Annotated in this window: 24 protein-coding genes; 10 read left to right on the plus strand and 14 right to left on the minus strand. The window is 63.1% G+C overall.

All coding sequences use genetic code 11. The features are described 5' to 3' along the window. Positions 1–196: 196 nt before the first annotated feature. The 3 genes from can to M5G11_RS12480 are packed head-to-tail and all read right to left on the minus strand — an operon-like array spanning position 197 to position 2,113. The gene (gene can, locus M5G11_RS12470) at positions 197–835 is read right to left on the minus strand and encodes a carbonate dehydratase (RefSeq protein ID WP_273911562.1); all 639 of its coding nucleotides are present in this window, start codon (positions 833–835) and stop codon (positions 197–199) included. Positions 836–887: 52 nt separating this feature from the next. After that, entirely contained in the window at positions 888–1,340 is a 453-nt protein-coding gene (rimI, locus tag M5G11_RS12475; protein WP_273911561.1) for a ribosomal protein S18-alanine N-acetyltransferase, read from the minus strand. Continuing rightward, positions 1,337–2,113 (minus strand): energy transducer TonB, encoded by a 777-nt coding sequence (locus tag M5G11_RS12480; protein ID WP_273911560.1) that lies wholly within the window; start codon positions 2,111–2,113, stop codon positions 1,337–1,339. The genes rimI and M5G11_RS12480 overlap by 4 nt, the downstream gene beginning before the upstream one ends. A gap of 180 nt (positions 2,114–2,293) precedes the next feature. Between M5G11_RS12480 and mksB the strand changes: the two genes are divergently transcribed. From mksB to mksF, 3 genes are read left to right on the plus strand one after another with little or no spacing between them, the layout of a single operon-like run. Further along, the gene (mksB, locus tag M5G11_RS12485; RefSeq protein ID WP_273911559.1) at positions 2,294–3,571 is read left to right on the plus strand and encodes an Mks condensin complex protein MksB; all 1,278 of its coding nucleotides are present in this window, start codon (positions 2,294–2,296) and stop codon (positions 3,569–3,571) included. Beyond that, entirely contained in the window at positions 3,561–4,262 is a 702-nt protein-coding gene (gene mksE, locus M5G11_RS12490; protein WP_273911558.1) for an Mks condensin complex protein MksE, read from the plus strand. The genes mksB and mksE overlap by 11 nt, the downstream gene beginning before the upstream one ends. Continuing rightward, positions 4,259–7,090, plus strand: coding sequence for an Mks condensin complex protein MksF (gene mksF / locus M5G11_RS12495; RefSeq protein WP_273911557.1), 2,832 nt, complete (start codon positions 4,259–4,261; stop codon positions 7,088–7,090). The genes mksE and mksF overlap by 4 nt, the downstream gene beginning before the upstream one ends. A 217-nt stretch (positions 7,091–7,307) precedes the next feature. Here the strand turns inward: mksF and M5G11_RS12500 are convergent, their stop codons facing one another. From M5G11_RS12500 to rplU, 5 genes are all read right to left on the minus strand, one after another. Continuing rightward, positions 7,308–7,751 (minus strand): CreA family protein, encoded by a 444-nt coding sequence (locus M5G11_RS12500; RefSeq protein WP_273911689.1) that lies wholly within the window; start codon positions 7,749–7,751, stop codon positions 7,308–7,310. Positions 7,752–7,773: 22 nt separating this feature from the next. Further along, the gene (gene proB, locus M5G11_RS12505) at positions 7,774–8,892 is read right to left on the minus strand and encodes a glutamate 5-kinase (protein ID WP_273911556.1); all 1,119 of its coding nucleotides are present in this window, start codon (positions 8,890–8,892) and stop codon (positions 7,774–7,776) included. Positions 8,893–8,996: 104 nt separating this feature from the next. Beyond that, positions 8,997–10,217, minus strand: coding sequence for an Obg family GTPase CgtA (gene cgtA, locus M5G11_RS12510; protein ID WP_273911555.1), 1,221 nt, complete (start codon positions 10,215–10,217; stop codon positions 8,997–8,999). Between the two features lie 188 nt (positions 10,218–10,405). Then, positions 10,406–10,663, minus strand: coding sequence for a 50S ribosomal protein L27 (rpmA, locus tag M5G11_RS12515; protein ID WP_273911554.1), 258 nt, complete (start codon positions 10,661–10,663; stop codon positions 10,406–10,408). Positions 10,664–10,698: 35 nt separating this feature from the next. Further along, entirely contained in the window at positions 10,699–11,010 is a 312-nt protein-coding gene (rplU, locus tag M5G11_RS12520) for a 50S ribosomal protein L21 (RefSeq protein ID WP_273911553.1), read from the minus strand. Positions 11,011–11,263: 253 nt separating this feature from the next. On the opposite strand from rplU, the gene M5G11_RS12525 reads away from it, so the two are divergent. The 3 genes from M5G11_RS12525 (at position 11,264) to M5G11_RS12535 (ending at position 13,060) form a co-directional block, all read left to right on the plus strand. Beyond that, on the plus strand, positions 11,264–12,232 hold the full coding sequence (locus M5G11_RS12525) for a polyprenyl synthetase family protein (RefSeq protein WP_273911552.1): 969 nt from the start codon (positions 11,264–11,266) through the stop codon (positions 12,230–12,232). A gap of 100 nt (positions 12,233–12,332) precedes the next feature. Beyond that, the gene (locus M5G11_RS12530) at positions 12,333–12,674 is read left to right on the plus strand and encodes a zinc ribbon domain-containing protein YjdM (protein ID WP_273911551.1); all 342 of its coding nucleotides are present in this window, start codon (positions 12,333–12,335) and stop codon (positions 12,672–12,674) included. A gap of 143 nt (positions 12,675–12,817) precedes the next feature. Beyond that, positions 12,818–13,060, plus strand: coding sequence for a PA4570 family protein (locus M5G11_RS12535; RefSeq protein WP_273911550.1), 243 nt, complete (start codon positions 12,818–12,820; stop codon positions 13,058–13,060). A 112-nt stretch (positions 13,061–13,172) separates the two neighbouring features. Here M5G11_RS12535 and M5G11_RS12540 read toward each other — a convergent pair whose 3' ends face one another. The 5 genes from M5G11_RS12540 to M5G11_RS12560 all read right to left on the minus strand — a co-directional run bounded on the left by M5G11_RS12540 (position 13,173) and on the right by M5G11_RS12560 (position 17,872). After that, a complete protein-coding gene (locus M5G11_RS12540; RefSeq protein ID WP_273911549.1) occupies positions 13,173–13,790 on the minus strand; it encodes a BamJ family beta-barrel-assembly machinery protein in 618 nt (205 codons plus the stop codon). Positions 13,791–13,885: 95 nt separating this feature from the next. Next, positions 13,886–14,191, minus strand: coding sequence for a DUF6482 family protein (locus M5G11_RS12545; RefSeq protein ID WP_273911548.1), 306 nt, complete (start codon positions 14,189–14,191; stop codon positions 13,886–13,888). Positions 14,192–14,328: 137 nt separating this feature from the next. Then, positions 14,329–14,817, minus strand: a complete 489-nt coding sequence (locus M5G11_RS12550) for a TIGR00645 family protein (protein WP_273911547.1) — start codon at positions 14,815–14,817, stop codon at positions 14,329–14,331. A 104-nt stretch (positions 14,818–14,921) separates the two neighbouring features. After that, positions 14,922–15,263 (minus strand): PA4575 family protein, encoded by a 342-nt coding sequence (locus M5G11_RS12555; protein ID WP_273911546.1) that lies wholly within the window; start codon positions 15,261–15,263, stop codon positions 14,922–14,924. Between the two features lie 170 nt (positions 15,264–15,433). Then, positions 15,434–17,872 carry a Lon protease family protein gene (locus M5G11_RS12560; protein WP_273911545.1) on the minus strand — a complete coding sequence of 813 codons (2,439 nt, stop codon included), beginning with the start codon at positions 17,870–17,872 and terminating at the stop codon, positions 15,434–15,436. Between the two features lie 277 nt (positions 17,873–18,149). Between M5G11_RS12560 and M5G11_RS12565 the strand changes: the two genes are divergently transcribed. From M5G11_RS12565 to M5G11_RS12580, 4 genes are all read left to right on the plus strand, one after another. Further along, positions 18,150–18,638: a DUF3015 domain-containing protein gene (locus M5G11_RS12565; RefSeq protein ID WP_273911544.1), complete on the plus strand. Its 489-nt coding sequence runs from the start codon at positions 18,150–18,152 to the stop codon at positions 18,636–18,638. A gap of 76 nt (positions 18,639–18,714) precedes the next feature. Next, on the plus strand, positions 18,715–20,568 hold the full coding sequence (locus M5G11_RS12570; RefSeq protein ID WP_273911543.1) for an Lnb N-terminal periplasmic domain-containing protein: 1,854 nt from the start codon (positions 18,715–18,717) through the stop codon (positions 20,566–20,568). Between the two features lie 125 nt (positions 20,569–20,693). Further along, positions 20,694–21,044 carry a hypothetical protein gene (locus M5G11_RS12575; RefSeq protein WP_273911542.1) on the plus strand — a complete coding sequence of 117 codons (351 nt, stop codon included), beginning with the start codon at positions 20,694–20,696 and terminating at the stop codon, positions 21,042–21,044. Positions 21,045–21,111: 67 nt separating this feature from the next. Then, positions 21,112–21,609, plus strand: a complete 498-nt coding sequence (locus tag M5G11_RS12580; protein WP_273911541.1) for a GreA/GreB family elongation factor — start codon at positions 21,112–21,114, stop codon at positions 21,607–21,609. On the opposite strand, the gene gdhA is transcribed toward M5G11_RS12580, so the two are convergent. Further along, the gene (gene gdhA / locus M5G11_RS12585; protein WP_273911540.1) at positions 21,606–22,943 is read right to left on the minus strand and encodes an NADP-specific glutamate dehydrogenase; all 1,338 of its coding nucleotides are present in this window, start codon (positions 22,941–22,943) and stop codon (positions 21,606–21,608) included. The genes M5G11_RS12580 and gdhA overlap by 4 nt on opposite strands. Positions 22,944–22,982 lie beyond the last annotated feature (39 nt).

Here is a 22,982-nt window from a genome sequence, read left to right on the forward strand (position 1 = left end):
GGAGCCGGCCTTGCCGGCGATGGGCCGCGCAGCGGCCCTAGTCTTGCGGACGCAACCGATACTGCGGCGGCGAGGCAGTTCCGGCCTCATCGCCGGCAAGGCCGGCTCCCACAGGGTAGTGCATGCACTGATCCATAGGGTGTGCAGCGCATAACTGTGGGAGCCGGCCTTGCCGGCGATGGGCCGCGCAGCGGCCCTAGTCCTGCGGACGCAACCGATACTGCGGCGGCAACTGGTCCAGCCCGCTGATGGTCGCGTTCAAGCTCTTCCAGCGACCATCCTTGATCCCGTAGATGCAGCCATGCACCGACAGGCTCTGCCCACGATGCCAGGCGTTCTGCACGATGCTGGTGTGCCCGACGTTGGCCACCTGCTGGATCACGTTCAGTTCGCACAAGCGGTCCACCCGCTCCTCTTCGGTCGCAAGCTTGCCCAGCTCCACACGTTTCTCGTAGTACAGATCACGAATCGAACGCAGCCAGCCATCGATCAAGCCCAGCTGGCGGTCCTGCATCGACGCCCGCACCCCCCCGCAGCCGTAATGCCCAGTCACCAGAATGTGCTTCACCTTGAGCACATCCACCGCGTACTGGATCACCGACAGGCAGTTCAGGTCGGTATGCAGTACCACGTTGGCGACATTGCGGTGTACGAACAGATCACCCGGCAACATGCCGACGATCTCGTTGGCCGGCACCCGGGCGTCCGAGCAGCCGATCCAGAGGAATTCCGGGGTTTGCTGGCGCGCCAGCTTGGCGAAGAAGTCCGGGTCTTCCTGCTTGATTGCATCGGCCCAGCGCGCGTTGTTATCAATCAGTTCTTGTAGATCGTGCATGGTCAAGCCTCATGGATGATGCGCATGTGTGACAGGCGCGGGCGCACCCAGGTCACTCGAACAGCGTGCAGGCCATCACCAGGGCGTCTTCACGCCCCCCGGCAATCGGGTAGTAGTCACGGCGTCGGCCAATCTCATTGAAACCATAGCGCTCGTACAGCCGATAGGCCGACTGATTGCTGGCACGTACCTCAAGGAAGCACTCGCGGCCATTGGTCGCGTAGGCTCGCTTCATCAATTCTTCAAGCAGCCGCAAGCCCAGGCCACGGCCCTGGCTTTCCGGCTTGACGGTGATGTTGAGCAGATGCGCTTCGTCGATGATCACGTTGATCACGCCATGCCCGACCTGCTGCCCACCTTCGAACATCAGCCAGATTTCGTAGGACTTCAGCCCGTCGAGGAAGATGCCCCGGGTCCAAGGATGGCTGAAGGCGGCGTATTCGATCTTCAGTACGGCATCCAGATCCGCCTCGGTCATGCGGCGGAAACTGATCGTGTCACTCATTGCGTGGTTTTCCAGCGCGCCATCAGCCGGCGCATGGCTTGCCAGACGTCCGCCTTGCGGTTCGGCTCGTCCATCAACAATTCAAGGCCAGGCAAGGCCCAGGCGGTACCCAGGCCCTCCACCGGCAATTCGCGGTAATACGCCTGCTCGTCCGCTTCACCAGCAAAGCGCACGGCGGGCAGGCCGACCAGCCACAGGCAAGTGCAAGGCGCTTCTTCAAGCCGGGCAAGGATGAAGCCCTGGACGAAGTCACGCGCCGCCTCCGGCCCCTGGTCGAGGTTGCCACGCACCAGCAACGGCCAGCGCACCGGCTCGCCGATGATTTGCGGGCTGTCTGGCAGGCCGGCAGCGCGCAGCATGTCCTTGAGCAGCAGGTAGGACGGGTCACGGCTCTGGAACGGCTCACCGGTGGCCAGCTCGACCAGCACCAGGCAACTGCCGGCGCGCAGCAACTGCAAGGCAAAGCGCGGTGGCGGCACCACGACTCGCTTGACCGCCACTTCAGCGGCCTTCTCAGCCTCGACCGGCTTGCTCGCCGCCTTGGCCAGCACGCTCGGGCGCGGGATCTCGATCTTCGGCCGCTCTGCCGGCTTGCCAACCGGCGCTGTCACAGGCGCGGCGACCACGGCCGGCAGCGCCTCCTCGACCAGCGGTTCGAGCGGCAACAGCAGCTCGGGCCGCGACGGCGCGGCGAACGGCAGTTCGGTACGCGGCAGCCAGTGCACCACTTGCATGGCGTTCAGGAAGGCGCGGCGGCGGGACTCGATTAGCAAGAAGGTTCGGCCATCTGTGGATAAGTCAGGGCCGCCATTCTACCGCCGTTACGGCAGATACGCCGCACTCGATCGGCAGAAAACCGCCCGGTCACCTCGCGAAGCGATCAAGGGGGTGAAGCCAAGGGCATCCGATGCAGTACAATCGGCGCTTTTATTTGGCAACGAGTCGACCCGCCAATGATCGAACCCAAGCGCGTCCTGCGCGCCCTAGCTGAACACTGGGCCCTCCTCGAGCCGCTCTGCGAGCGCTTCGACGGCGGCACGTTGAGCCTGGGCGAACTGCGTCAGCAACTGGCTGCCCAGCAGCTGGACAGCACGCCCCAGGACATCACCAGCCTGCTTGACGTGTGGATCCGCCTGGACATTCTGGTCCCGGTCGCCAAGAGCCCGAACCGTTTCGAGCTCAACGCACAGATCCACGACTTCCTCGCCTACCTGCGCCGCGAACACCGGCTGGGCCTGTGCCTGGAAATCGAAGCCTACCTGCGCCACCTCGAGCGCCTGGCCGGGCATATTCAGGACGCCTTCGAGATTCGCGACGGCAACGACCTGGCGCGCCAACTGCGCCTGCTCGACATGCGCGTGCGCGACGTGCTCAAGAAGCTCGACAACGACGAGCAAGCGCTGGTCGCCGTGGCCGAACGGGCCAAGACCAGCGACCGGCAGATCCCGCTGCGCCAGCGTTACGCCGAAGTCCTGGCAACCTGGGACGAGTACGTCGAGCCGATGATCCAGCTGGTCAACGCCGACGGCGCCTTCGAGCAGGGCGTGCGCAAGGTCGAGACCGTGCTGCTGCGCCTGCTCGGCGAGCAGGCACGCCTGGGCCACCTGGTCGACGACGACATGCTGCTGCGCACCCACGCGCGCATCCTGGAAATGCAGACCAGCGCCCAGCTGACCCTGCGCAAGGCCCGCGAACTGCTGCTGCCGCTGCGTGAAGAAGCGCGCCGGCACAACGCGGTGACCCGTGGCGCCGCGCTGGCGCTGTCGGTGATCCGCCGCAAGGGCCTGGACGCCGTGCCGCAAGCGGCCATGCCGCTGTTCACCCGCCCCCAGAGCACCTTCCTCGGCAACGCCAGCCAGGTCGAAGCCTACGTGTACGCCCTGGCCCGCTTCGAGCCCAAGCCTGCGCAGTTCCCCAAGGCGCACAAGAGCCACAAGGGCGAGCCCCAGCGTGCGCCGCGCACGGTCAAGGAAATGCTCCAGCGCTGCGAAAACGCCCTGCCGTTGCCGGACCTGATGGTCTGGCTGCTGGAGCAGGAGCCCGAAGGCGCCACCGACGAATTGCTGTACTGGTTCTCGCGCCTGTCGCGGGAAAAACGCTTTGCCCGCGCGCGCCTCGACCGCCGTGACTACCTCACCCGCGAACACCAGGTCAGCCTGCGCTCCTTCGCCCTGACCTCCAGCCGCGAGCCATCGCCCGAGACTACTGCGAGCCCTGTCCATGCATCTTGATCTTTCCGAACTGTCCCAGCTCGCACCGATCTTCCGCGAACTGTTCAAGGGCTTCCATATCAGCCGGCGCGACCCGGAACTGTACGCCCAGCTGTCGAACTTCCAGGACCAGTACCGCGGCCTGTTCCGCGCCCTGGGCTACGAGCTGGTGTGCGACACCCGTGGCTTCTACTACTTCGTCCCCGAGCAGGCCGCCGCGCAGGTCAACAAGACCGCCCAGCGCCTGTCGTTGTTCACCTTCATCCTGGTCGAGCACCTCGCCGACCAGGGCCGCGACCCGATGGCCGTGCTCGATGGCGGCAGCCTGGGCCGTGACGAACTGCCGTCGCTGCTGGAGAAGTACCGCGACCTGTTCATCCAGGCCGAAGTGCAGACCCCGGACGAGCTGGAAGAGAAGATCATGCGCCGCATGACCCAGTTGGGCTTTGCCAGCGAAGACAACGGTATCTACCGCTTCCTGCCGCCGATGCACCGTTTCCTTGATGTCTGCCTGTCGGTCCAGCAGGACCGCGACCTGGCCGCCAGCCTGCACAGCGCACTGCCGCTGCCAACGCCGGTGCTGATCGAGGAAGAAGACCCGCAAGAGCTGAACAAGACTGACGACCCGCTCGACTTGAGCCCCTTCGACGAAAGCGAAGAAGACGCCTTGGCCCGCGCCATCGCCGACGAGCAACAGGAGATTGATGCATGAGCCAGGAACGCTACGGCATTCGCCGCTTTGCACTGCTCAACACCGCCGGCTACAGCCTTGGCCTGTTCCCGCTGGAACACCCGCTGTCGGTCTATGGCGCGAACAATCTGGGCAAGAGTGCCTCGATCAACGCCCTGCAGTTCCCGATCCTGGCGCGCATGTCGGACATGAGCTTCGGCAAGTACAGCCTGGAGCAGTCGCGGCGCTTCTACTTTGCCAGTGACACCAGCTACATCCTCTGCGAGGTCAACCTGCCCCACGGCCCGCACGTGATCGGCGTGGTCGGGCGTGGCCCGGGCGGTGGTTTCGGTCACCAGTTCTTTGCCTATGCCGGCGAGCTGGACCTGGGCCACTACCAGAAGAACGACACCTGCCTGCGCCAGAAAGAGCTGTTCAGCAACCTTGAGCGCAATGGCCTGAAAGCCTATGAGCTCAAGCCTGACGAGCTGCGCCGCCTGCTGGTTGGCGGCCACACCTCGGTGCCGCTGGACCTGACCCTGATCCCGCTGCGCTCCACCAGTGAGCAAAGCCTGAAGACCTTCCGCGCGCTGTTCATCAACCTGCTGCACATGCGCGAAATCACTGCGGCCAAGCTCAAGCAGCTGTTCCTCGATGCCTTCGAGCACAGCTTGCGTTCGGGCAGCGTCGACTACATCGCCGCCTGCGAAGAAGCCTTCCGCGACGTGCGCCGCATGGAGCAGGACTACAACTCGCTGGTGTCCGCCGGCCCGCTGGTCGAGGCCTTGGCCAACGGCGTGACCCAGCGCGACATCCTGCGCGGCAAACTGCACCGCCTATCGCCATTGCTCGACTCGCTGCTGGGCACCTGGCAGGACTATGCCCAAGCTCGTCGCGAAGAGCTGGTGATCCAGTCCGAGCACTACAAGGGTGAACAGGACAGCCTGCAAAACGGCCAGCGCGGCGGCACCCAGGAACTGATGCGCCTGGAGCGCGAAATCACCGGCGTACAACGCTGGCTTGGCGAGCTGTCGGTGCTCAAGCACCGCTTTGCGCTGGTCGACGACGTGAAGGTGCTGGAGCAGCAACTGCTGGCCGCCAAGGACGCCCACGACGAACTGGCCGGTGCCCTGGCACAGTCGCGCCAGTTCAGCGCCGAAGACCTCGAAGAGCGTCTGCGCGACCTGGAAAAACGCCTGAAGTCGGTGAAGCAGCAACTCGATCACGCCGACAACAACAGCTATGCGCGCCTGCGCGAGGAGTTCTCGCAGCAGGACGTCGAGCGCCTGATGCGCCTGTTCAACGGTGCGCTGTTCAGCCTGCCGCTGGGTGATCGCGGTATCGAGCTGGATGACAGCGACCTGTGGGTCAAATCCCTGGAAGCGGTGCTTGATCGCTTCAAAGGCGAGCGCTTCGAAGCGCCGGGCCTGTCCATCGACCTGTCGCACATCGAGCCGCCGGCCCTGCAGGCCCTGGCCGACCGCGCCGCCTTGCGCGACCAGAAGGAGCGCCTGGAAAAAGAGCTCAAGCAGCTCAAGACCCAGCAGGCAGTCGCCGCCGACCGCGCCGCGAGCAAGACCCAGACCGAGGCGCTGTACCAGCAGGTGCTGGACGCGCAGAAGGCCCTGGAAGATTTCCGCCGCGCCCAGACCCTGTCCGCCGAAGAGGGCGACAAGCTGGAGCAGTTGGCCCAGATGGAAGCGGCCCAGGACGACCTGAAGCGCTCCAGCGATGCCTTCACCGAGCGCGTCCAGCAGCTGTCGGCCAAGTTGCAGCTGGTGGGCCGGCAGATCGCCGATCTGGAAGCCAAGCAGCGCACCCTGGATGACGCCCTGCGTCGTCGCCAGTTGCTGCCGGCCGACCTGCCGTTCGGTACGCCGTTCATGGAGCCGGTCGACGACTCGATGGACAACCTGCTGCCGCTGCTCAACGACTACCAGGACAGCTGGCAGGGCCTGATGCGTTGCGACGGGCAGATCGAGGCGCTGTATGCCCAGGTGCGCCTGAAGGGCGTGGCCAAGTTCGACAGTGAAGACGACATGGAGCGTCGCCTGCAATTGCTGATCAACGCCTATGCGCACCGCACCGACGAAGCCCTGACCCTGGGCAAGGCGCGCCGTGCCGCGGTTACCGATATCGCCCGGACCCTGCGCAACATCCGCAGCGACTACGACAGCCTTGAGCACCAGCTGGCGTTGTTCAACCGCGAGATCAACAAGCGTCAGGTGTCGAACCTGCAAAGCTTCCGCATCGTGCTCGCGCCGAACAAGGAAGCGCTCAAGCACATCGACCAGATCATCCACAGTGCCGGCCAGTACGAAGAAGGCGAGACGCTGTCGGTGTTCGACCTGAGCCAGAGCGCCGAGCAGGACAACAAGAACGAGGAAGCCAAGGAGTACCTGGCGCGCCTCGTGGCGGCGAACCACAACCAACTGGGCCTGAAGGACCTGTTCGAGCTGGCGTTCGAGATCACCAAGGTGGGCGGCCAGCCGATCATCCATACCGACATCGACGGCGCGGCCTCGAACGGTACGACGATGACCATCAAGGCGCTGACCAACATGTACCTGTTACTGCACTTGATGGACCGCGACCTGGCCGGGCGCGTGCGCCTGCCGTACTACCTCGACGAGGCGGCGGACATCGACGAACGCAACCAGGCGGCGTTGCTGGAGACCAGCTTGCAGCTGGGCTTCGTGCCGATTCTGGCGAGCGTGAAGCCGCAGGTGTCAGCGCATGTCGCCATCGACCTGGAAGGTGGCAGCGGGCCGAACGGGATCTACATCGACGAGGATGACTGGAAGTACATCAGCCGCCTGGATGTGGAGAAGGTCGAGGTGCGGGAGGAAGAGGAAGAAGCGTCGGCCTGAGGCATCTTCAAGGGGCCTTCGGGCCCCATCGCCGGCAAGGCCGGCTCCCACAGTGATCCGTGTGAAGTTAAAACCATGGATGGGGAGAGGCTGAGGGCAGATGGGAGCCTCGGCCTGAGACATCTAACCCATCGCCGGCAAAGCCGGCTCCCACAAGGTGAGGATCACACCCATCACTGTGGGAGCCGGCCTTGCCGGCGATGAATCCAACGCGGTGTTACTGAGCCCACGGCAAGATCGGAATCGCCGTCACCGCGTTCTGCGGGCTGCCTTCGATCAAACGGTCGCTGTACACCAGGTACACCAGCGTATTGCGCTTCTTGTCCAGGAAGCGCACCACCTGCATGGTCTTGAACACCAGCGAGGTGCGCTCCTTGAACACTTCCTCACCGTCCTTGAGCTGGCCCTTGAAGTTGATCGGCCCGACCTGACGACAAGCGATCGACGCTTCCGCCCGGTCCTCGGCCAACCCCAGGCCGCCCTTCACGCCGCCCGTCTTGGCCCGCGACAGGTAGCAGGTCACCCCGTCCACCTTCGGGTCATCAAACGCCTCGACCACAATGCGGTCATTCGGCCCGACGAACTTGAACACCGTCGACACCTGGCCAATCTCTTCCGCCGACGCCAACACCGGCAGCGCCAACAGCGCCGCCATCATCATCCCTTTGAACACAGGCAACTCCTCAGACCAGGATCAGGTTGTCGCGGTGCACCAGTTCAGGCTCCGCGCTGTAGCCCAGCAGGCCTTCGATCGACTCGGAAGACTGGCCGATGATCTTCTGCGCTTCCAGCGCGCTGTAGTTGGCCAGGCCTCGGGCAACCTCAAGGCCATCCGGGCCGACACACACCACCATCTCGCCGCGACGGAAGCTGCCCTGCACGGTCTTCACGCCGACCGGCAACAGGCTCTTGTTGGCCTGACGCAAGGCCTGCACCGCCCCCGCATCGAGCACCAGGGTGCCACGGGTTTGCAGGTGCCCCGCCAGCCACTGCTTGCGCGCCGCGAGCATGCCGCGCTCTGGCGACAGCAAGGTGCCCAGGCGCTCGCCGGCCTTCAGGCGGTCCAGCACACGCTCCAGACGGCCACCCACGATGATCGTGTGTGCCCCGGAACGCGCGGCCAGGCGCGCAGCACGCAGTTTGGTCTGCATGCCGCCACGGCCCAACGCGCCACCGGTGCCACCGGCCACGGCGTCCAGCGCCGGGTCATCGGCACGGGCTTCGTAGATCAGCTGGGCATCAGGATTGTTGCGCGGGTCGGCATCGAACATGCCGTCGCGGTCGGTAAGAATCACCAGCAGGTCGGCTTCGACCAGGTTGGCCACCAGCGCCGCCAGGGTGTCGTTGTCGCCGAAACGGATCTCGTCGGTGACCACCGTGTCGTTCTCGTTGATCACCGGCACCACGCCCAGCTCCACCAAGGTGCGCAGGGTGCTGCGGGCGTTCAGGTAACGCTTGCGGTCGGAGAGGTCGTCATGAGTCAGGAGGATCTGCGCGGTGTGCCGGCCATGCTCGGCAAAGCTCGACTCCCAGGCCTGCACCAGGCCCATCTGGCCGATCGAGGCAGCCGCTTGCAGCTCGTTCATCGCACTCGGTCGCTTGGTCCAGCCCAGGCGGCTCATGCCGGCGGCTACAGCCCCCGAAGAGACCAGCACCAACTCGATCCCCGCCTCATGCAGGGCCACCATCTGCTCGACCCAAACACCCATCGCCGCGCGATCCAGGCCCTTGCCATCTGCCGTCAGCAGGGCACTGCCGATCTTGACGACCCAGCGCTGCGCACCCGTCACCTTGCTCCGCATCTTCTTCCAACCTATGCCGGTGAGAGGCGCGACAGCGCGCCCCCCATAATCTGTGGATACTAAAACGCCGCTTGAAAAAGCGGCGTTTAGTGTACTGCAACGAATCAGTCGCGCACGTAAATGATTTCCGGACCGTCTTCGTCGTCCTCATCATCCCAGTCGTCATCTTCGCCGAAGTCATGCACGCTTTTCACGCCGGTACGGCGCAGGGCGCGGGCATCGTCCAGGGCCTGCAACTGGGCACGGGCTTCGTCTTCGATACGCTGATCCAGCTCGGCCAGCTCTTCGGCGTAGGCCGGGTCGGCAGCCAGGCGGTCGGCGCGGTCTTCGAGGTAGCGCATGATGTCGCGGCTAAGCTGCTCGGTGCCCTGCTTGGAGATGGCCGAGATCACGTAGACTGGGCCGTCCCATTGCAGACGCTCGACAATTTCCTTGACGCGCTCGTCACGCTCATCGTCCATGAGCATGTCGGTCTTGTTCAGGACCAGCCAGCGGTCACGGTCAGCCAGCGCCGGACTGAAGCGCACCAGTTCGTTGACGATGATTTCGGCGGCATCGGCGCTGCTGCTTTCATCCAGCGGCGCGAGGTCGACGAGGTGCAGCAACAGGCGGGTACGGGCCAAGTGCTTGAGGAAGCGGATACCCAGGCCGGCGCCTTCGGAAGCACCTTCGATCAGGCCAGGGATGTCGGCCACGACGAAGCTCTTCCAGCGGTCGACGCTGACCACGCCCAGGTTTGGCACCAGGGTGGTGAACGGGTAGTCGGCGACTTTCGGCTTGGCGGCCGAGACCGAACGAATGAACGTACTCTTGCCTGCGTTCGGCAAGCCCAGCAGGCCAACGTCGGCCAGCACTTTCATTTCCAGTTTCAGGTCACGCTGCTCGCCCGGCTTGCCCGGCGTGGTCTGGCGTGGCGCACGGTTGGTACTGGATTTGAAACGGGTGTTGCCCAGGCCGTGCCAGCCGCCCTGGACGACCATCAGCTTCTGGCCAGCCTTGACCAGGTCACCGATGACTTCCTGGGTGCTCGCATCGATCACCGTGGTGCCGACCGGCACGCGCAGGAACAGGTCTTCACCCTTCTTGCCGGTACAGTCGGTGCTGCCACCATTGGAGCCGCGCTGGGCGTCAAAGTGACGGGTGTAGCGATAGTCGACCAGGGTATTGAGGTTCTCGTCGGCGACCATGTAGATCGAACCGCCGTCACCACCGTCACCGCCGTTGGGACCACCGTTTTCGATGAATTTTTCGCGGCGGAAGCTCATGCAACCGTTACCGCCATCACCGGCTTTGACCCGGATCGATACTTCGTCAACAAACTTCATAAAAACCGCCTCTCGTCAGTTGGACGAGCTGATTGACTCAAAGACATAAGGCTCTTGCAAAAATGAGCGCGGCGGCCCCGTAAACGAAACACTCTCGCCCGCAGCCCATACAAACAGTTTTGCAAGAGACTCACCCCACAAACGAAAAAGCCCCGTCGCGAGACAGGGCTTTTCCAGCGTCTTCGCGATTAGGCCGCGACGATGCTCACGTAGCGACGACCGAAGGCGCCTTTTACTTCAAACTTGATCTTACCCGCGATCTTGGCGAACAGGGTGTGATCTTTACCCATGCCAACGCCGTAGCCAGCGTGGAATTGGGTGCCGCGCTGACGCACGATGATGTTGCCAGGAATGATAGCCTGGCCGCCATACATCTTCACGCCAAGGCGTTTGGCTTCTGAGTCGCGACCGTTACGGGTACTACCACCAGCTTTTTTGTGTGCCATGAGTTCAATTCTCCTAGTGAGGAATTAGGCTGAAATTAAGCCTGAATACCGGTGATTTTGATCTCGGTGAACCACTGGCGGTGGCCCATACGCTTCATGTGGTGCTTACGGCGGCGGAACTTGATGATGCGCACTTTGTCGTGACGACCTTGCGAGATCACTTCAGCGACAACCTTGGCACCAGCAACGACTGGGGCGCCGATGTTCACGTCGTCGCCATTGGCAACCAACAGAACGCGGTCGAAAGTCACGGATTCGCCAGTGGCGATTTCCAGTTTTTCGATCTTCAGGTATTCACCTTCGGCGACTTTGTACTGCTTGCCACCGGTAACAATTACTGCGTACATGTGTATTTCTCCGATAATCCTGCTCACCCAGCTCTTTATAGGAAGAGTATTGGCTGGCATGGCTGCATAGGGCTGGAACGGCCCAGTGCAATTGCGTAAGGCAGGTGCTGCCCAGGAAGTTCAGGGTGCGCGATTGTACGCAAGGCAGCTTTACCTTGCAAGTGGGTCGATTGACCCCACGGGCCGTGCGCCTTGACAGGCCGGGACCCGCAACCTAGCATGCCGCGCAACCTTTATGGAGCACCTGTGGCCGATGCAACCCCAAGCTTTCTACCGCGCGGTAGCGGACGATTTCAGCGCCGTTGACGAGATCATCAAGAAACAGCTGACTTCGCGCGTCCCGCTGGTGTCGAAGATCGGCGACTATATTACCTCGGCCGGGGGCAAGCGTCTGCGCCCGTTGCTGGTGCTGCTGTGTGGCAAGGCCCTGGGTCGCGAAGGCGACGACCTGCGCCTGCTGGCCGCCACCATCGAGTTCCTGCACACCGCCACCTTGCTGCATGACGACGTCGTCGACATGTCCGGCATGCGCCGTGGCCGCTCCACCGCCAATGCCCTGTGGGGCAACGCGCCAAGCGTGCTGGTGGGCGACTTCCTGTATTCGCGCTCGTTCGAAATGATGGTCGAGCTGGGCTCGATGCCGGTCATGCAGATCCTCTCCAAGGCCACCCGGGTAATCGCCGAGGGCGAAGTGCTGCAGCTGTCGCGTATCCGCGATGCGAGCACCACCGAAGAGATCTACATGGACGTCATCCGCGGCAAGACCGCGATGCTCTTCGAAGCCTCGACCCACAGTGCGGCGGCCCTGGCCGGCGCCACGCCCGAGCAGACCGAAGCGCTGCGTACCTTTGGCGATCACCTGGGCGTAGCCTTCCAACTGGTCGACGACCTGCTCGACTACAAGGGCGACGCTGAAACCCTGGGCAAGAACGTCGGTGACGACCTGGCCGAAGGCAAGCCGACCCTGCCGCTGATCTTCACCATGCGTGAAGGCACCGCCGAACAGGCCGCCCTGGTGCGCCAGGCGATCCAGAAGGGTGGTATCGAAGACCTCGAAAGCATCCGCAACGCCGTCGAAGCTGCCGGCGCCCTGGAGTACACCGCACAGATGGCCCGCGACTACGTCGCCCGCGCCATCGCTTGCCTGGACGCCCTGCCGGCCAGCGAATACCGCGACGCCCTGGTCGAACTCAGCGAGTTCGCGGTCGCCCGCACGCACTGATGCCCTACCCCGGCCCATCGCTCGATGGGCCCGGTTTTCCTCCTGCGCACTAAACCCTATACAATGTGGGCTTTCTGTACGCACACCCCGAGGAACCTTAGTGAGCACTTTGCCACCCTGCCCGAAATGCAACTCCGAATACACCTATGAAGATGGCGTTCAGCTGATCTGCCCCGAGTGCGCCCACGAGTGGTCCGCTGCCGGTGAAGCAGAAGCGGCCAGCGACGAAACCGTGAAGAAAGACTCGGTCGGCAACGTCCTGCAGGACGGCGACACCATCACCGTGATCAAGGACCTGAAGGTCAAGGGCACCTCGCTGGTGGTCAAGGTCGGCACCAAGGTCAAGAACATCCGCCTGTGCGATGGCGACCACGACATCGACTGCAAGATCGACGGCATCGGCCCGATGAAGCTGAAATCGGAGTTCGTCCGCAAGGTCTGACCCGTGATTTGTCGAGGCTGCCACGCGGCCTCGACAGACACTGCAACATTTGCCGAACACCGTTCAGCAAAAAATCACCAATAGTTACTTGCTATTTTGATAATAAGAATTATTCTCATTGGACGCTTCCAAGGAGAATAGCCATGACTTATTTGATCGACGCTTGGCTTGACCGCCCGCATCCCTACCTGAGAATTCTGCACCGCGAGACCGGCGAGGTCTGTGCTGTGCTCGAAGAAGACGCGCTCGATGAATTGCGCGACCAGGGTGACCTGGACCTGAACGGATTGAATTCGAGTGAGCCGATAGTGCTCAAGGAGCTGGTGAGGAACCTGTTCCTGTTCTGCTATGCCCGGGCGTTGCGCCCTGGGATCGGGTTCCACTAACCCTGCAAAGCATCGCCGGCAAGGCCGGCTCCCACAGGCCTGGGTGCCCAGCACATCTGTGGGAGCCGGCCTTGCCGGCGAAGAGGGCCGCTAGGCCCTCCCCCGAAGGGTCTTACAGAACGTCCAGCAGCTCGACGTCGAACACCAGCACGCTGTGCGGCGGGATGCTGCCAACGCCCTGGGCGCCGTAAGCCAACTCGCTCGGCACGTACAGGCGCCATTTGCTACCGGCATTCATCAGTTGCAGCGCTTCGGTCCAACCAGCGATCACGCCGCCGACCGGGAACTCGGCTGGCTGGCCGCGCTCGTAGGAGCTGTCGAAGACAGTGCCGTCGATCAGGGTGCCGTGGTAGTGAGTACGCACGCTGTCTTCGCGGCTTGGCTTGGCGCCTTCACCAGCGGTCAGCACTTCGAACTGCAGGCCCGACGCCAGGGTGGTGATGCCGTCACGCTTGGCGTTCTCAACCAGGAATTCCTTGCCAGCACCGGCAGCGGCTTCAGCCTTGGCTGCAGCTTCAGCCTGCATGATGTCACGGATGACTTTGAAGCTGGCCGACAGCTCTTCTTCGCCGACACGGCTGTCCTGGCCATTGAAGGCATCGGTCAGGCCCGCCAGGATGGCGTCCAGGCTAACGCCCGGTGGTGGGTTGTCGCGCAGTTGGCCACCCAGTTGACGGCCGATGCCGTAGCTCACGCGGGTTTCGTCGGTAGACAGATTGATTTCGGACATTGTCTCGCTCCGCTGCAGGGCGCAATCACACCGCGCCCTTCATTAAAAGGGCGAGCAGACTAGCACACTGCGGCAAAGCAGATCAGCTAGCCGTTCTACCAGGCTGAGCGTCGCGAAATCGGCATTTTCAGGTCTTCTTCCGGCGTACCACTCATCCCGCACATTTCATCCTGTACCGACCAGTGCACCAGGTTCAGCGGCATGTCCGGCAGACGCTGCAACCAGCCCCGCGCTTCATCCAGCGAATGCGCGCGCAAGCGCCGGCCACGAACATCGGCCAAGGGGTGGGGGCGGCCGTGAACACGCGCCTCCAGCAGGTAGTCACCGCCCTCGATGGCGATCAGGTTGAGTTCCTGGACATGGCCAGCCCTGGCTTGGGTGTTCAGATCGTGCAGGTTCATGGAGGTACCTCACTACGGGAGTAGTCGAGCGACCGTTCATTTTTCGTACAGCCCCCGGTAAAGCACAAGGCATAAACGCAACCGCCCGTCCGTTTTGCAACGGACGGGCGGCCAAGGTGCCATGGTCGAGGTGCCGATCAGTGCTTGGTCACTTTATCCAGGTAACCCATGGCAAAGGCCGAGATCACGAAGGTCATGTGGATGATCACGTACCACATCAGGTATTCGGTCTGGATGTTGCGGGCATCCATGAACACGCGCAGCAGGTGGATCGAGGAGATCGCCACGATCGAGGCGGCGACTTTCATCTTCAGCGACGAAGAGTCCATCTTGCCCAGCCAGCTGAGCTTTTCCTTGCCTTCGTCGATGTCCAGTTGCGAGACGAAGTTCTCGTAGCCGGAGATCATCACCATCACCAGCAGGCCGCCTACCAGGGCCATGTCGATCAGCGACAGCAGGACCAGGATCAGGTCGGCTTCGGCCAGCGCGAACACGTTCGGCAGTACATGGAAGATCTCTTGAAAGAACTTCAGCGCCAGCGCCAGCAGGCCCAACGACAGGCCAAAGTAGATCGGTGCGAGCAGCCAGCGCGAGGCGTACATCGCATTTTCGATAAAGCGTTCCATTGAGCAAATCACCAGGTGGCGGGAAAATCGAGCGCGAGTATACCAGCCACCTGTGACAGAAAAAGCCCGCGTCACGTTGGCGCAGCGGGCACATTGCCAGCCATTCAGGTTTCCGGGTGGAACTCGAAGTCGCCCACATGGTGCACCGGCTCACCGTTGACCCGGCGCAACTGGGCCTGCAAGTGCACGCACCAGATCTGCGGGTCGTTGGCCACCTGATAGCCGTGCAAGGTCAGGCTGTCGACAATCGCGCTGAGCACAGACTCTGCCACGTAAGGCCCGTGGAACGGGCCCTGGGCCTTGATTGCCGAGGGTTGTTCGCCAGCCATGCCGGCGGCGAAGAGCAGGGTCCACATGCCGTTGTCGCCGGCCAGGGGACGAATACTGCATTCAATGCGGGTCACCAGGCCCAGACATTGACGGGTGAGGCTGAGGGTGCGCGGCATGGCGACGATCCTCGGTGGAACGGTGTTCAGCCCCCACGATGGGAACTGGTTCAATCCTGTATCAACGGCTGTCCTTGATTTGAAGGATAGAAGAAATCCACCCGCGACAAACGGTCGTGGCCAAGCGGGCGCCGAACGGTCGTGACCGCTCGGCACCCTGGTGGTTCAACTCAGCTTGGCTTGACCTGGGCCAGGGCCTGTTCGGCCAGCTCCTTCTCGGCCTCCTTGAGGTCTTCTTCGCTGATCATCTCGGCGATCACCCGCAGCCGCTCGACCACGCGGGCGTTGACGCTGCCCTCGGGGAACTCGCCATTCTCGTCAGGCTCGCCGGCAGGCTCGCCGACCAGCAGGCTCAGCGCCTCGTCGGCCTGGCTCACCGCATAGACGTGGAACTGCCCGGCACGCACCGCCTGCAATACCCGCTCATCGAGCATCAGGGTGGTGACGTTGGCCTTGGGAATGATCGCGCCCTGCTCCCCGGTCAGGCCGCGCGCTTCGCAGAGGCGGAAGAAGCCTTCGATCTTCTCGTTGACCCCGCCCACCGCCTGCACTTCACCAAACTGGTTGATCGAGCCGGTGATCGCGAAGCACTGCTTGAGCGGTGTTTTCGACAAGGCCGAGATCAAGGTGCAGGCCTCGCCCAGCGACGCACTGTCGCCGTCGACGTAACCGTAGGACTGCTCCAGGGCGATGCTCGCGGAAATCGCCAACGGGAATTCCTGGGCATAACGGCTGCCCAGGTAGCCGGTGAGGATCATCACGCCCTTGGAGTGGATCGGCTGGCCGAGGTTGACCTCACGCTCGATGTCGACGATGCCACTGCCGCCCGGGTACACCGTGGCGGAAATCCGCGCCGGCACGCCGAACGCCGAATCGCCCACCTCAAGCACGGTCAGGCCGTTGCACTTGCCGACCGCCGCGCCTTCGGTATCGATCAGGATGATCCCGGCGAGCATGTCATCGAGGATCCGCGCCGAGACGCGCCCGGTGCGAGTGGCCTTGGCCTTGAGCGCTCGCTCGATGTGCCCGGCGTCAGTCATTTGGTCATTGGCCAGGTGGCGGATGAAGTCCGCTTCGCTGACCAGCTGGAACAGGTCGCCAATGCGCGCCGAAAGGCGCCCCTGGTGCTCCGCCAGACGCGCGCTGTAAGTGGCCAGGCGTGCCACCGCATCGGCGCTGAGCGGCGCCATGCCCTCCTCGCTGGTGCGGGTCTTGAGCAACTGGGCGAACTGCTCCAGGGTCTCGTCGACCATGGGGATCTCTTCGTCGAAGTCCACCAGCACCCGGAACATCTCCTGGAAGTCCGGATCGTGGTCCTGCAGTGCGTAGTACAACTGGCGCGCACCGATGATCACCACCTTCACCTGCAGCGGGATCATCTGCGGGGTCAGGGTCACGGTGGCCAGGCGGCCGAGCTCACCCAGCGGCGATTCCATTTTCAGCTTGCGCGATTGCAGGGCACGCTTGAGCGCATCCCAGACGAACGGCTCGCCAAGCATTTTTTCGGCTTCGAGGATCAGGAAGCCACCATTGGCCCGGTGCAGCGCACCCGGGCGTAGCTGGCGATAAGTGGTGTATAGCGCGCCCTGGTCGGTGCTGTATTCGATACGGCCGAACAGGTTGTCGTAAGTCGGGTGCGGCTCGAACACCACCGGCGCACCGCCGTTGACGTGATGGCCGACCACCAGGCTCGGCGCGTATTGCTCTTCGAGCATCTTGCGCGCCACGGCGTCGGTCTTGCTGTCATCGACCAACTGCTCCACCAGGGTGCGCAGCAGGTTGACCTGCATGGCTTGCAGGTAGGCGCAGACCGCGGCGTTTTCCGCGTATTTCTCCGACAGCGGCGCCAGCAATGGCTGCAAGGCCAGGGTGATGGTTTCTTCGTTGAGCTGGCGCAGCTGGTTGTTCGACTCGCGTTTCCACTGCGGCAAGCTGGCCAGTTCTTCGTTCAACTGCTCTTCCAGCGCGGAGATATCCTCGTGGAAGCGCTCGCGCTCGGCTTCCGGCAACTGGGCAAACTCGGCTTCATCCAGCGCCTTGCCATCGGCCATCGGGGTGAAGGCGACGTTGCTGCTGTCACGGTACAGCGCCACATCCTTCTCCAGCGAAGCGCGCTCGATCACATCCAGGGCACGGTCGTAACGCTGGTTGAAGGCGCGGTCGATGGCGCTCTTCTTCTGCTGGTAGGACGGGTGTTCGAACACCGCCGGGAAGGTGGCCAGCAGGTTGTCGATCAGGGCGCCGATATCGGCGGTGAACGCACCGGCGCTGCCCGGCGGCAACTCGAAGGCCTTGGGCTCGCGCGGCTCTTCGAAATTGTTGACGTAGAGCCAGTCCGAAGGGGTCTGCAGGCGCTTGCCCTCGGCCTTCAGGTAGCGTTTGACGAAGGAGAAGCGGCCGGTACCCGGCTCGCCCATGACGAATACGTTGTACCCGGGACGTGGCATGGCGACGCCGAACTGCAAGGCTTCGACGGCACGTTCCTGGCCAAGCACACCGCGAAAAGGCTCCAGATCATTGGTGGTGGTAAAGGCGAACTGTTCGGCGGAAAACGGCCGGGTCAGCGCTTCTGGCGCAAGACGCAGGCTCGCAGCGACAGGATCGGGCATCGGGCTTCCTTACTTCGGCGGGGCGGATGACGGCATTCTGGCGCCGGGCACAGGCGCCTTGCAAGGCTCTTGAACGCTTTATGCAGCAGGGTCGAAAAGCTGCTTCCCGTCAATTTTTTCATGCATTGTTTTGCAATTAATTACGCAACCCTTAGATCGTGCCTAAACTCCAAGCTGCGCGGCTGGGTGTACAACCAACCCGCCTCTGGCAGCGGCCCTGTAGCCAAGCCGGAAAACCCTGACCTTTGGTTTGAACCATCAGAAAGAGAACAATGCTATGAAACGGATTCTTCTGGGTACTCTGTTCACCGCGGTATCGATCAACGCCATGGCCCAAGCGCCAGGCGGCCCGGACTGCGGTTGGGGCAACATGCTGTTCGAGGGCCAACGCGGCACCCCGGCACACTTCCTCGCTTCTACCACCAACGGCACTTCCGGCAACGCCACCTTCGGCATGACCTCGGGCACCAACGGCTGCTCGACCAACGCGTCACTGACCTACGGCGGCAAGTCGTGGTTCGCCATGAACGGCATGATGAACGAACTCTCCGAAGACATGGCGCAAGGCCAGGGCGAAGCCCTGACCACCTACGCCGTGGTACTCGGTGTTGCACCAGAAGACCGCGCGCACTTTGCCGCTGTCACCCACCAGCACTTCCAGGAAATCTTCAAGACCGCCAACGTCACGGCTGAAGATGTCCACAGCAACACCCTGGCCGTGCTGAAAACCGACGCCCGCCTGGCCAAGTACGCCACCCCGGCTTAAGCTCGACCTCCCGCCCCTGTGAGGGGGCGGGCAGTTTTCCGCCTCTATCGGCATCATTCAGACGTAGTTGCCCGACATGCTCAAACGCCTTGCCTACCTGGCGCTGTGTGCCTGCGCCCCGCTGCAAGCTGCACCCCTGCTCGATGACGCCCGCCTGCAACAGTTGGCGAATGATCGCTATTGGATTTCCCTGGGGCATTACGAAACCGCCAAGCTCGGTGGTTGGCGCAGCTATGTCGATGACCCACGGTTCTTCCTCGACGCTGATGGCGCGCACCACCCGGACCGTGAGCTCAAGGCCACGCTGAAGGCCCTGTATGCCCCGGCCAGCCTGGGTGAAAAACATGCCCAGTGCGTGTTCCCCGCGCGTACCCGCTGGCTGCGTGAGCAATTGCAGCTCAACGACCTGCCAACGCTTGCGTGCAAGGACTACACCCAGTGGTTCAAGGACGTCTCGCCGCACAGCGCGGTGATGATCTTCCCGGCCGCGTACCTGAACAGCCCCTCGTCGATGTTCGGGCACACCCTGCTGCGTATCGACCAGGCCGATGTACAGAGCGACAACACCGCCCTGCTCAGCTATGCGGTGAACTTCGGCGCCTACATCGAAGGCAACGACAACAGCATCCTGTATGCCTGGAAGGGCCTGATGGGTGGCTATCCGGGCCTGTTCGCGCTGGTGCCCTACCAGGAGAAACTTGCCGAATACCGCAGCCTGGAAAACCGCGACCTGTGGGAATACCGGCTGAACCTCACCCCGGCAGAAACCGGGCGCATGGTCGAACATATCTGGGAGCTCAAGCAGATCCAGTTCGACTACTTCTTCTTTGACGAAAACTGCTCGTATCGCCTGCTGGAGCTGCTCCAGGTCGCCCGGCCAAGCCTGGACCTGACCTCGCAATTCCCCCTCACCGCCATCCCGACCGACACCGTAAAGGCGGTGAAACAGGCCGGTTTGGTGGAGCGCACTGACTACCGACCTTCGCGTGAGCGTGAGCTGCTGGAACGCGCGGCGCCGCTGGACAAGGCCGAGGAGCAACAGGTGTTGGCGCTCAGCGCCGATACGGCGCGCTTGAACAGCGCTGAATTCACCACCCTGCCCAAGGCGCGTCAAGCCCTGGTGCAGGACGCGGCGTACCGCCTGGAGCGTTACCGCGCCAATGGCCAGGAACGCGACCCGGCCCGCACCCAGCGCAGTTTTGAGCTGTTGCGGGCGATCAACCGCAACCCGCCGCCACCGCTGCAAATCGAGCGCCCGGGGCTGCCGGAAGAAGGCCACGAGTCGCGCACCTGGCAGTTGGGCGCAGGCACGCGGGAAGACCGGGCTTTTGCCGAGTACGGCCTGCGCATGGCCTACCACGACCTCAACGACAACGCCTATGGCTTCCCGCTGGGCGCGCAGATCGAGATCCTGCAACTGAAGGTGCGCCAGTACGAGAACAACGACTGGCAGGTGCAGCGCCTGGACCTGGCAACCATCCGCTCGCTGACCCCGCGCAACGAGTTGCTGCAGCCCTTGTCATGGCAAGTGACCGGCGGCCTGGAGCGCGTGCTGGGCAAGCACGACGATGAAGTGCTGGTCAGCCATGTGAATGGCGGTGCCGGGGGCACCTGGCAATTGGCGGACGAAATGCTCGGCTTTGCCCTGGGCACGGTGCGGGCTGAGCACAACAATGATTTTGCCGAGTTCATCTCACCGGCAGCGGGGTTCAATACGGGAGTGTTGTGGCGCAACGGGCTGGGCAACCTGACGCTGGAAGCCAAGGGCGACTACTTCACCAATGGCGAGATTCGCCGCAGCCTGAGCCTGAATCAGCAATGGGAGCTGTCGCGCAGCCTGGGCCTGCGCCTGAGTGCCAAGCGCGAGTTCAGCCAGTTGGCCAGCGCGCAGAACGAGGTGATGCTGGAATTGAAGTGGTATCACTACTGACCGCTGTAGGTGATATCTGTGGGACCAGCCCGCTCCCACAGGTTTGCCGCGTGCTTCACCGGATTTTGACAGCCCATCGACAATTCCCCGCCTAGACTTGTCCACAGTTCGTGGAGAGTCTGAGCATGCGCGGTTGGGTGTTGGCAGTCATGGTGTTACTCGCGGGTTGCCAGTCAACCCACGATCAGTTGATCGATCAGGGCTACCCCCCCGCCTACGCCGATGGCTTCCAGGACGGTTGCGGCAGTGGTCGCCAGGCGGCCGGCGTGATGGCTGGCGAGTTTCGCAAGGACGTCCCCCGCTACCTGCACAACCGCCAGTACGAATCCGGTTGGGACGATGGTTTTCGCCAATGCCAGGCCATGCAGGAAAACCGCGACCAGCAAGACTACCGCGCCCGCCACTGGGACCAGCGAGACGAACAATGGCAACAGGAGAAAGACCGCGACGCCGCCCGCGCCTATCGACCCAACTAGGTCGCAACCAGACCGCCAGGCGAACGTTTTGCCTGCCAGCATGGTCTGCCCTGAAAGGAGGCCGCCCATGAGCCGAGCATTCGTCAACGAAGACCAGGCCGCCGCCCAGGCCAACCAGCCGGTGGAGCGCCGGGTCAGCGAACAACCCAACTACGTCACCGCCCGTGGCCTGACACAGCTGCACGAGCGCCTGAGCGAACTCGACGGGCAGCGCAGCGCCCTGCTCGCCCAGGGCGAACAGGCCGACAAGCAGCAGCTCGCCGAAATAGAACGCGACCTGCGTTACTTCAGTGCCCGCGTGCAAAGCGCCCAGGTGGTCGCCCCGGCCACATCCACCGACAAGGTGCAGATCGGCAGCACGGTTCACTACATCGACGGGGAAGGCAACGCGCACAGCATCCAGCTGGTCGGTGAAGACCAGGCCTATGCGGCCAATGGCTTGATCAACTGGGGTTCACCACTCGGCCGGGCCCTGCTGGGTGCAGGCCCCGGTGACGAGGTGCTGTGGCGACGACCGGCGGGCGATCAACTGATCGAGGTCGTCGCCATCGAGGCGCAGGCTTAGACCACGCCCTGGGCCAGCATGGCGTCGGCTACTTTGACGAAGCCGGCGATGTTGGCGCCTTTGACGTAGTTGATACGGCCGTTCTCTTCGCCGTAGTGCACGCACGCGTGGTGGATCGACTGCATGATGTTGTGCAGTTTGCTGTCCACTTCACCGGCGGTCCACAGCAGACGCATGGCGTTCTGCGACATCTCCAGGCCACTCACCGCCACGCCACCGGCGTTCGATGCCTTGCCCGGGGCAAACAGGATGCCGGCCTCGATGAAGATATCCACAGCCTCCAGCGTGGTCGGCATGTTCGCCCCTTCGGCTACGCAGATGCAGCCGTTGCGCAGCAAGGTGCGGGCGTCTTCGTCGTTCAGCTCGTTCTGCGTGGCGCACGGCAGGGCGATGTCGCACACCAGGCTCCATGGCGTCTGGTCTTTGCGGAACTCCAGGCCAAAGCGCCCGGCCAGTTCGCTGATACGGCCGCGCTTGACGTTCTTCAGCTCCATCAGCGCGTCCCACTGCTCATCGTTCAGGCCGGCTTCGCAGTACAGGGTGCCTTCGGAGTCGGACAGCGAAATGACCTTGCCGCCCAGGTCCATGACCTTGCGTGCGGCGTACTGGGCGACGTTGCCAGAACCGGAGATCGCCACCCGGCGACCGTCGATGCGCTGGCCCTGGCGCTTGAGCATTTCTTCGGCGAAGTACACACAGCCGTAGCCGGTGGCTTCCGGGCGAATCAGGCTGCCGCCGTAGTTCATGCCCTTGCCGGTCAGTACCGAGGTGAACTGGTTGGCCAGGCGCTTGTACTGGCCGAACATGAAGCCGATCTCACGCGCACCCACGCCGATGTCACCGGCCGGCACGTCAAGGTCAGCGCCGATGTGGCGGTACAGCTCGCTCATGAAGGCCTGGCAGAAGCGCATGACTTCCGCATCGCTCTTGCCCTTCGGATCGAAGTCCGAGCCGCCCTTGCCGCCGCCCATGGGCAACGAGGTCAGGGAGTTCTTGAACACTTGCTCGAAGGCCAGGAATTTCAACACGCCGAGGTTGACCGACGGGTGGAAGCGCAGACCGCCCTTGTACGGGCCGATGGCGCTGCTCATCTGGATGCGGTAGCCGCGGTTGACCTGGACCTTGCCCTGATCGTCGACCCAGGAAACCCGGAACAGGATGGCCCGCTCGGGCTCGACCATGCGTTCGAGGATACCGGCCTGGAGGTAATGGGGGTTGGCTTCGAGGAAGGGCCAGAGGCTACGCAACACCTCTTCTACTGCCTGGTGGAATTCGGGTTGGGCAGGGTCGCGCTGTTTGAGCCGCGCAAGGAAATGTTCGACGGATTCGATCATAGACATTCACCAGAGAGATTTAGACTTTTTTGGTTTTTT

This window comes from Pseudomonas fontis (assembly GCF_028656955.1).
GTDB lineage: Bacteria > Pseudomonadota > Gammaproteobacteria > Pseudomonadales > Pseudomonadaceae > Aquipseudomonas > Aquipseudomonas fontis.

Coding starts and splice junctions, on each gene's coding strand:
- cgtA (WP_273911555.1), bottom strand. CDS start 10,217: ATGAAGTTTGTTGACGAAGTATCGATCCGGGTCAAAGCCGGTGATGGC.
- can (WP_273911562.1), bottom strand. CDS start 835: ATGCACGATCTACAAGAACTGATTGATAACAACGCGCGCTGGGCCGAT.
- M5G11_RS12555 (WP_273911546.1), bottom strand. CDS start 15,263: ATGCCGCGCACCCTCAGCCTCACCCGTCAATGTCTGGGCCTGGTGACC.
- M5G11_RS12535 (WP_273911550.1), top strand. CDS start 12,818: ATGACTTATTTGATCGACGCTTGGCTTGACCGCCCGCATCCCTACCTG.
- M5G11_RS12570 (WP_273911543.1), top strand. CDS start 18,715: ATGCTCAAACGCCTTGCCTACCTGGCGCTGTGTGCCTGCGCCCCGCTG.
- M5G11_RS12565 (WP_273911544.1), top strand. CDS start 18,150: ATGAAACGGATTCTTCTGGGTACTCTGTTCACCGCGGTATCGATCAAC.
- rimI (WP_273911561.1), bottom strand. CDS start 1,340: ATGAGTGACACGATCAGTTTCCGCCGCATGACCGAGGCGGATCTGGAT.
- M5G11_RS12575 (WP_273911542.1), top strand. CDS start 20,694: ATGCGCGGTTGGGTGTTGGCAGTCATGGTGTTACTCGCGGGTTGCCAG.
- gdhA (WP_273911540.1), bottom strand. CDS start 22,943: ATGATCGAATCCGTCGAACATTTCCTTGCGCGGCTCAAACAGCGCGAC.
- rpmA (WP_273911554.1), bottom strand. CDS start 10,663: ATGGCACACAAAAAAGCTGGTGGTAGTACCCGTAACGGTCGCGACTCA.
- M5G11_RS12580 (WP_273911541.1), top strand. CDS start 21,112: ATGAGCCGAGCATTCGTCAACGAAGACCAGGCCGCCGCCCAGGCCAAC.
- M5G11_RS12545 (WP_273911548.1), bottom strand. CDS start 14,191: ATGAACCTGCACGATCTGAACACCCAAGCCAGGGCTGGCCATGTCCAG.
- M5G11_RS12525 (WP_273911552.1), top strand. CDS start 11,264: ATGCAACCCCAAGCTTTCTACCGCGCGGTAGCGGACGATTTCAGCGCC.
- rplU (WP_273911553.1), bottom strand. CDS start 11,010: ATGTACGCAGTAATTGTTACCGGTGGCAAGCAGTACAAAGTCGCCGAA.
- mksF (WP_273911557.1), top strand. CDS start 4,259: ATGAGCCAGGAACGCTACGGCATTCGCCGCTTTGCACTGCTCAACACC.
- M5G11_RS12500 (WP_273911689.1), bottom strand. CDS start 7,751: ATGATGATGGCGGCGCTGTTGGCGCTGCCGGTGTTGGCGTCGGCGGAA.
- M5G11_RS12550 (WP_273911547.1), bottom strand. CDS start 14,817: ATGGAACGCTTTATCGAAAATGCGATGTACGCCTCGCGCTGGCTGCTC.
- mksB (WP_273911559.1), top strand. CDS start 2,294: ATGATCGAACCCAAGCGCGTCCTGCGCGCCCTAGCTGAACACTGGGCC.
- M5G11_RS12560 (WP_273911545.1), bottom strand. CDS start 17,872: ATGCCCGATCCTGTCGCTGCGAGCCTGCGTCTTGCGCCAGAAGCGCTG.
- mksE (WP_273911558.1), top strand. CDS start 3,561: ATGCATCTTGATCTTTCCGAACTGTCCCAGCTCGCACCGATCTTCCGC.
- M5G11_RS12540 (WP_273911549.1), bottom strand. CDS start 13,790: ATGTCCGAAATCAATCTGTCTACCGACGAAACCCGCGTGAGCTACGGC.
- proB (WP_273911556.1), bottom strand. CDS start 8,892: ATGCGGAGCAAGGTGACGGGTGCGCAGCGCTGGGTCGTCAAGATCGGC.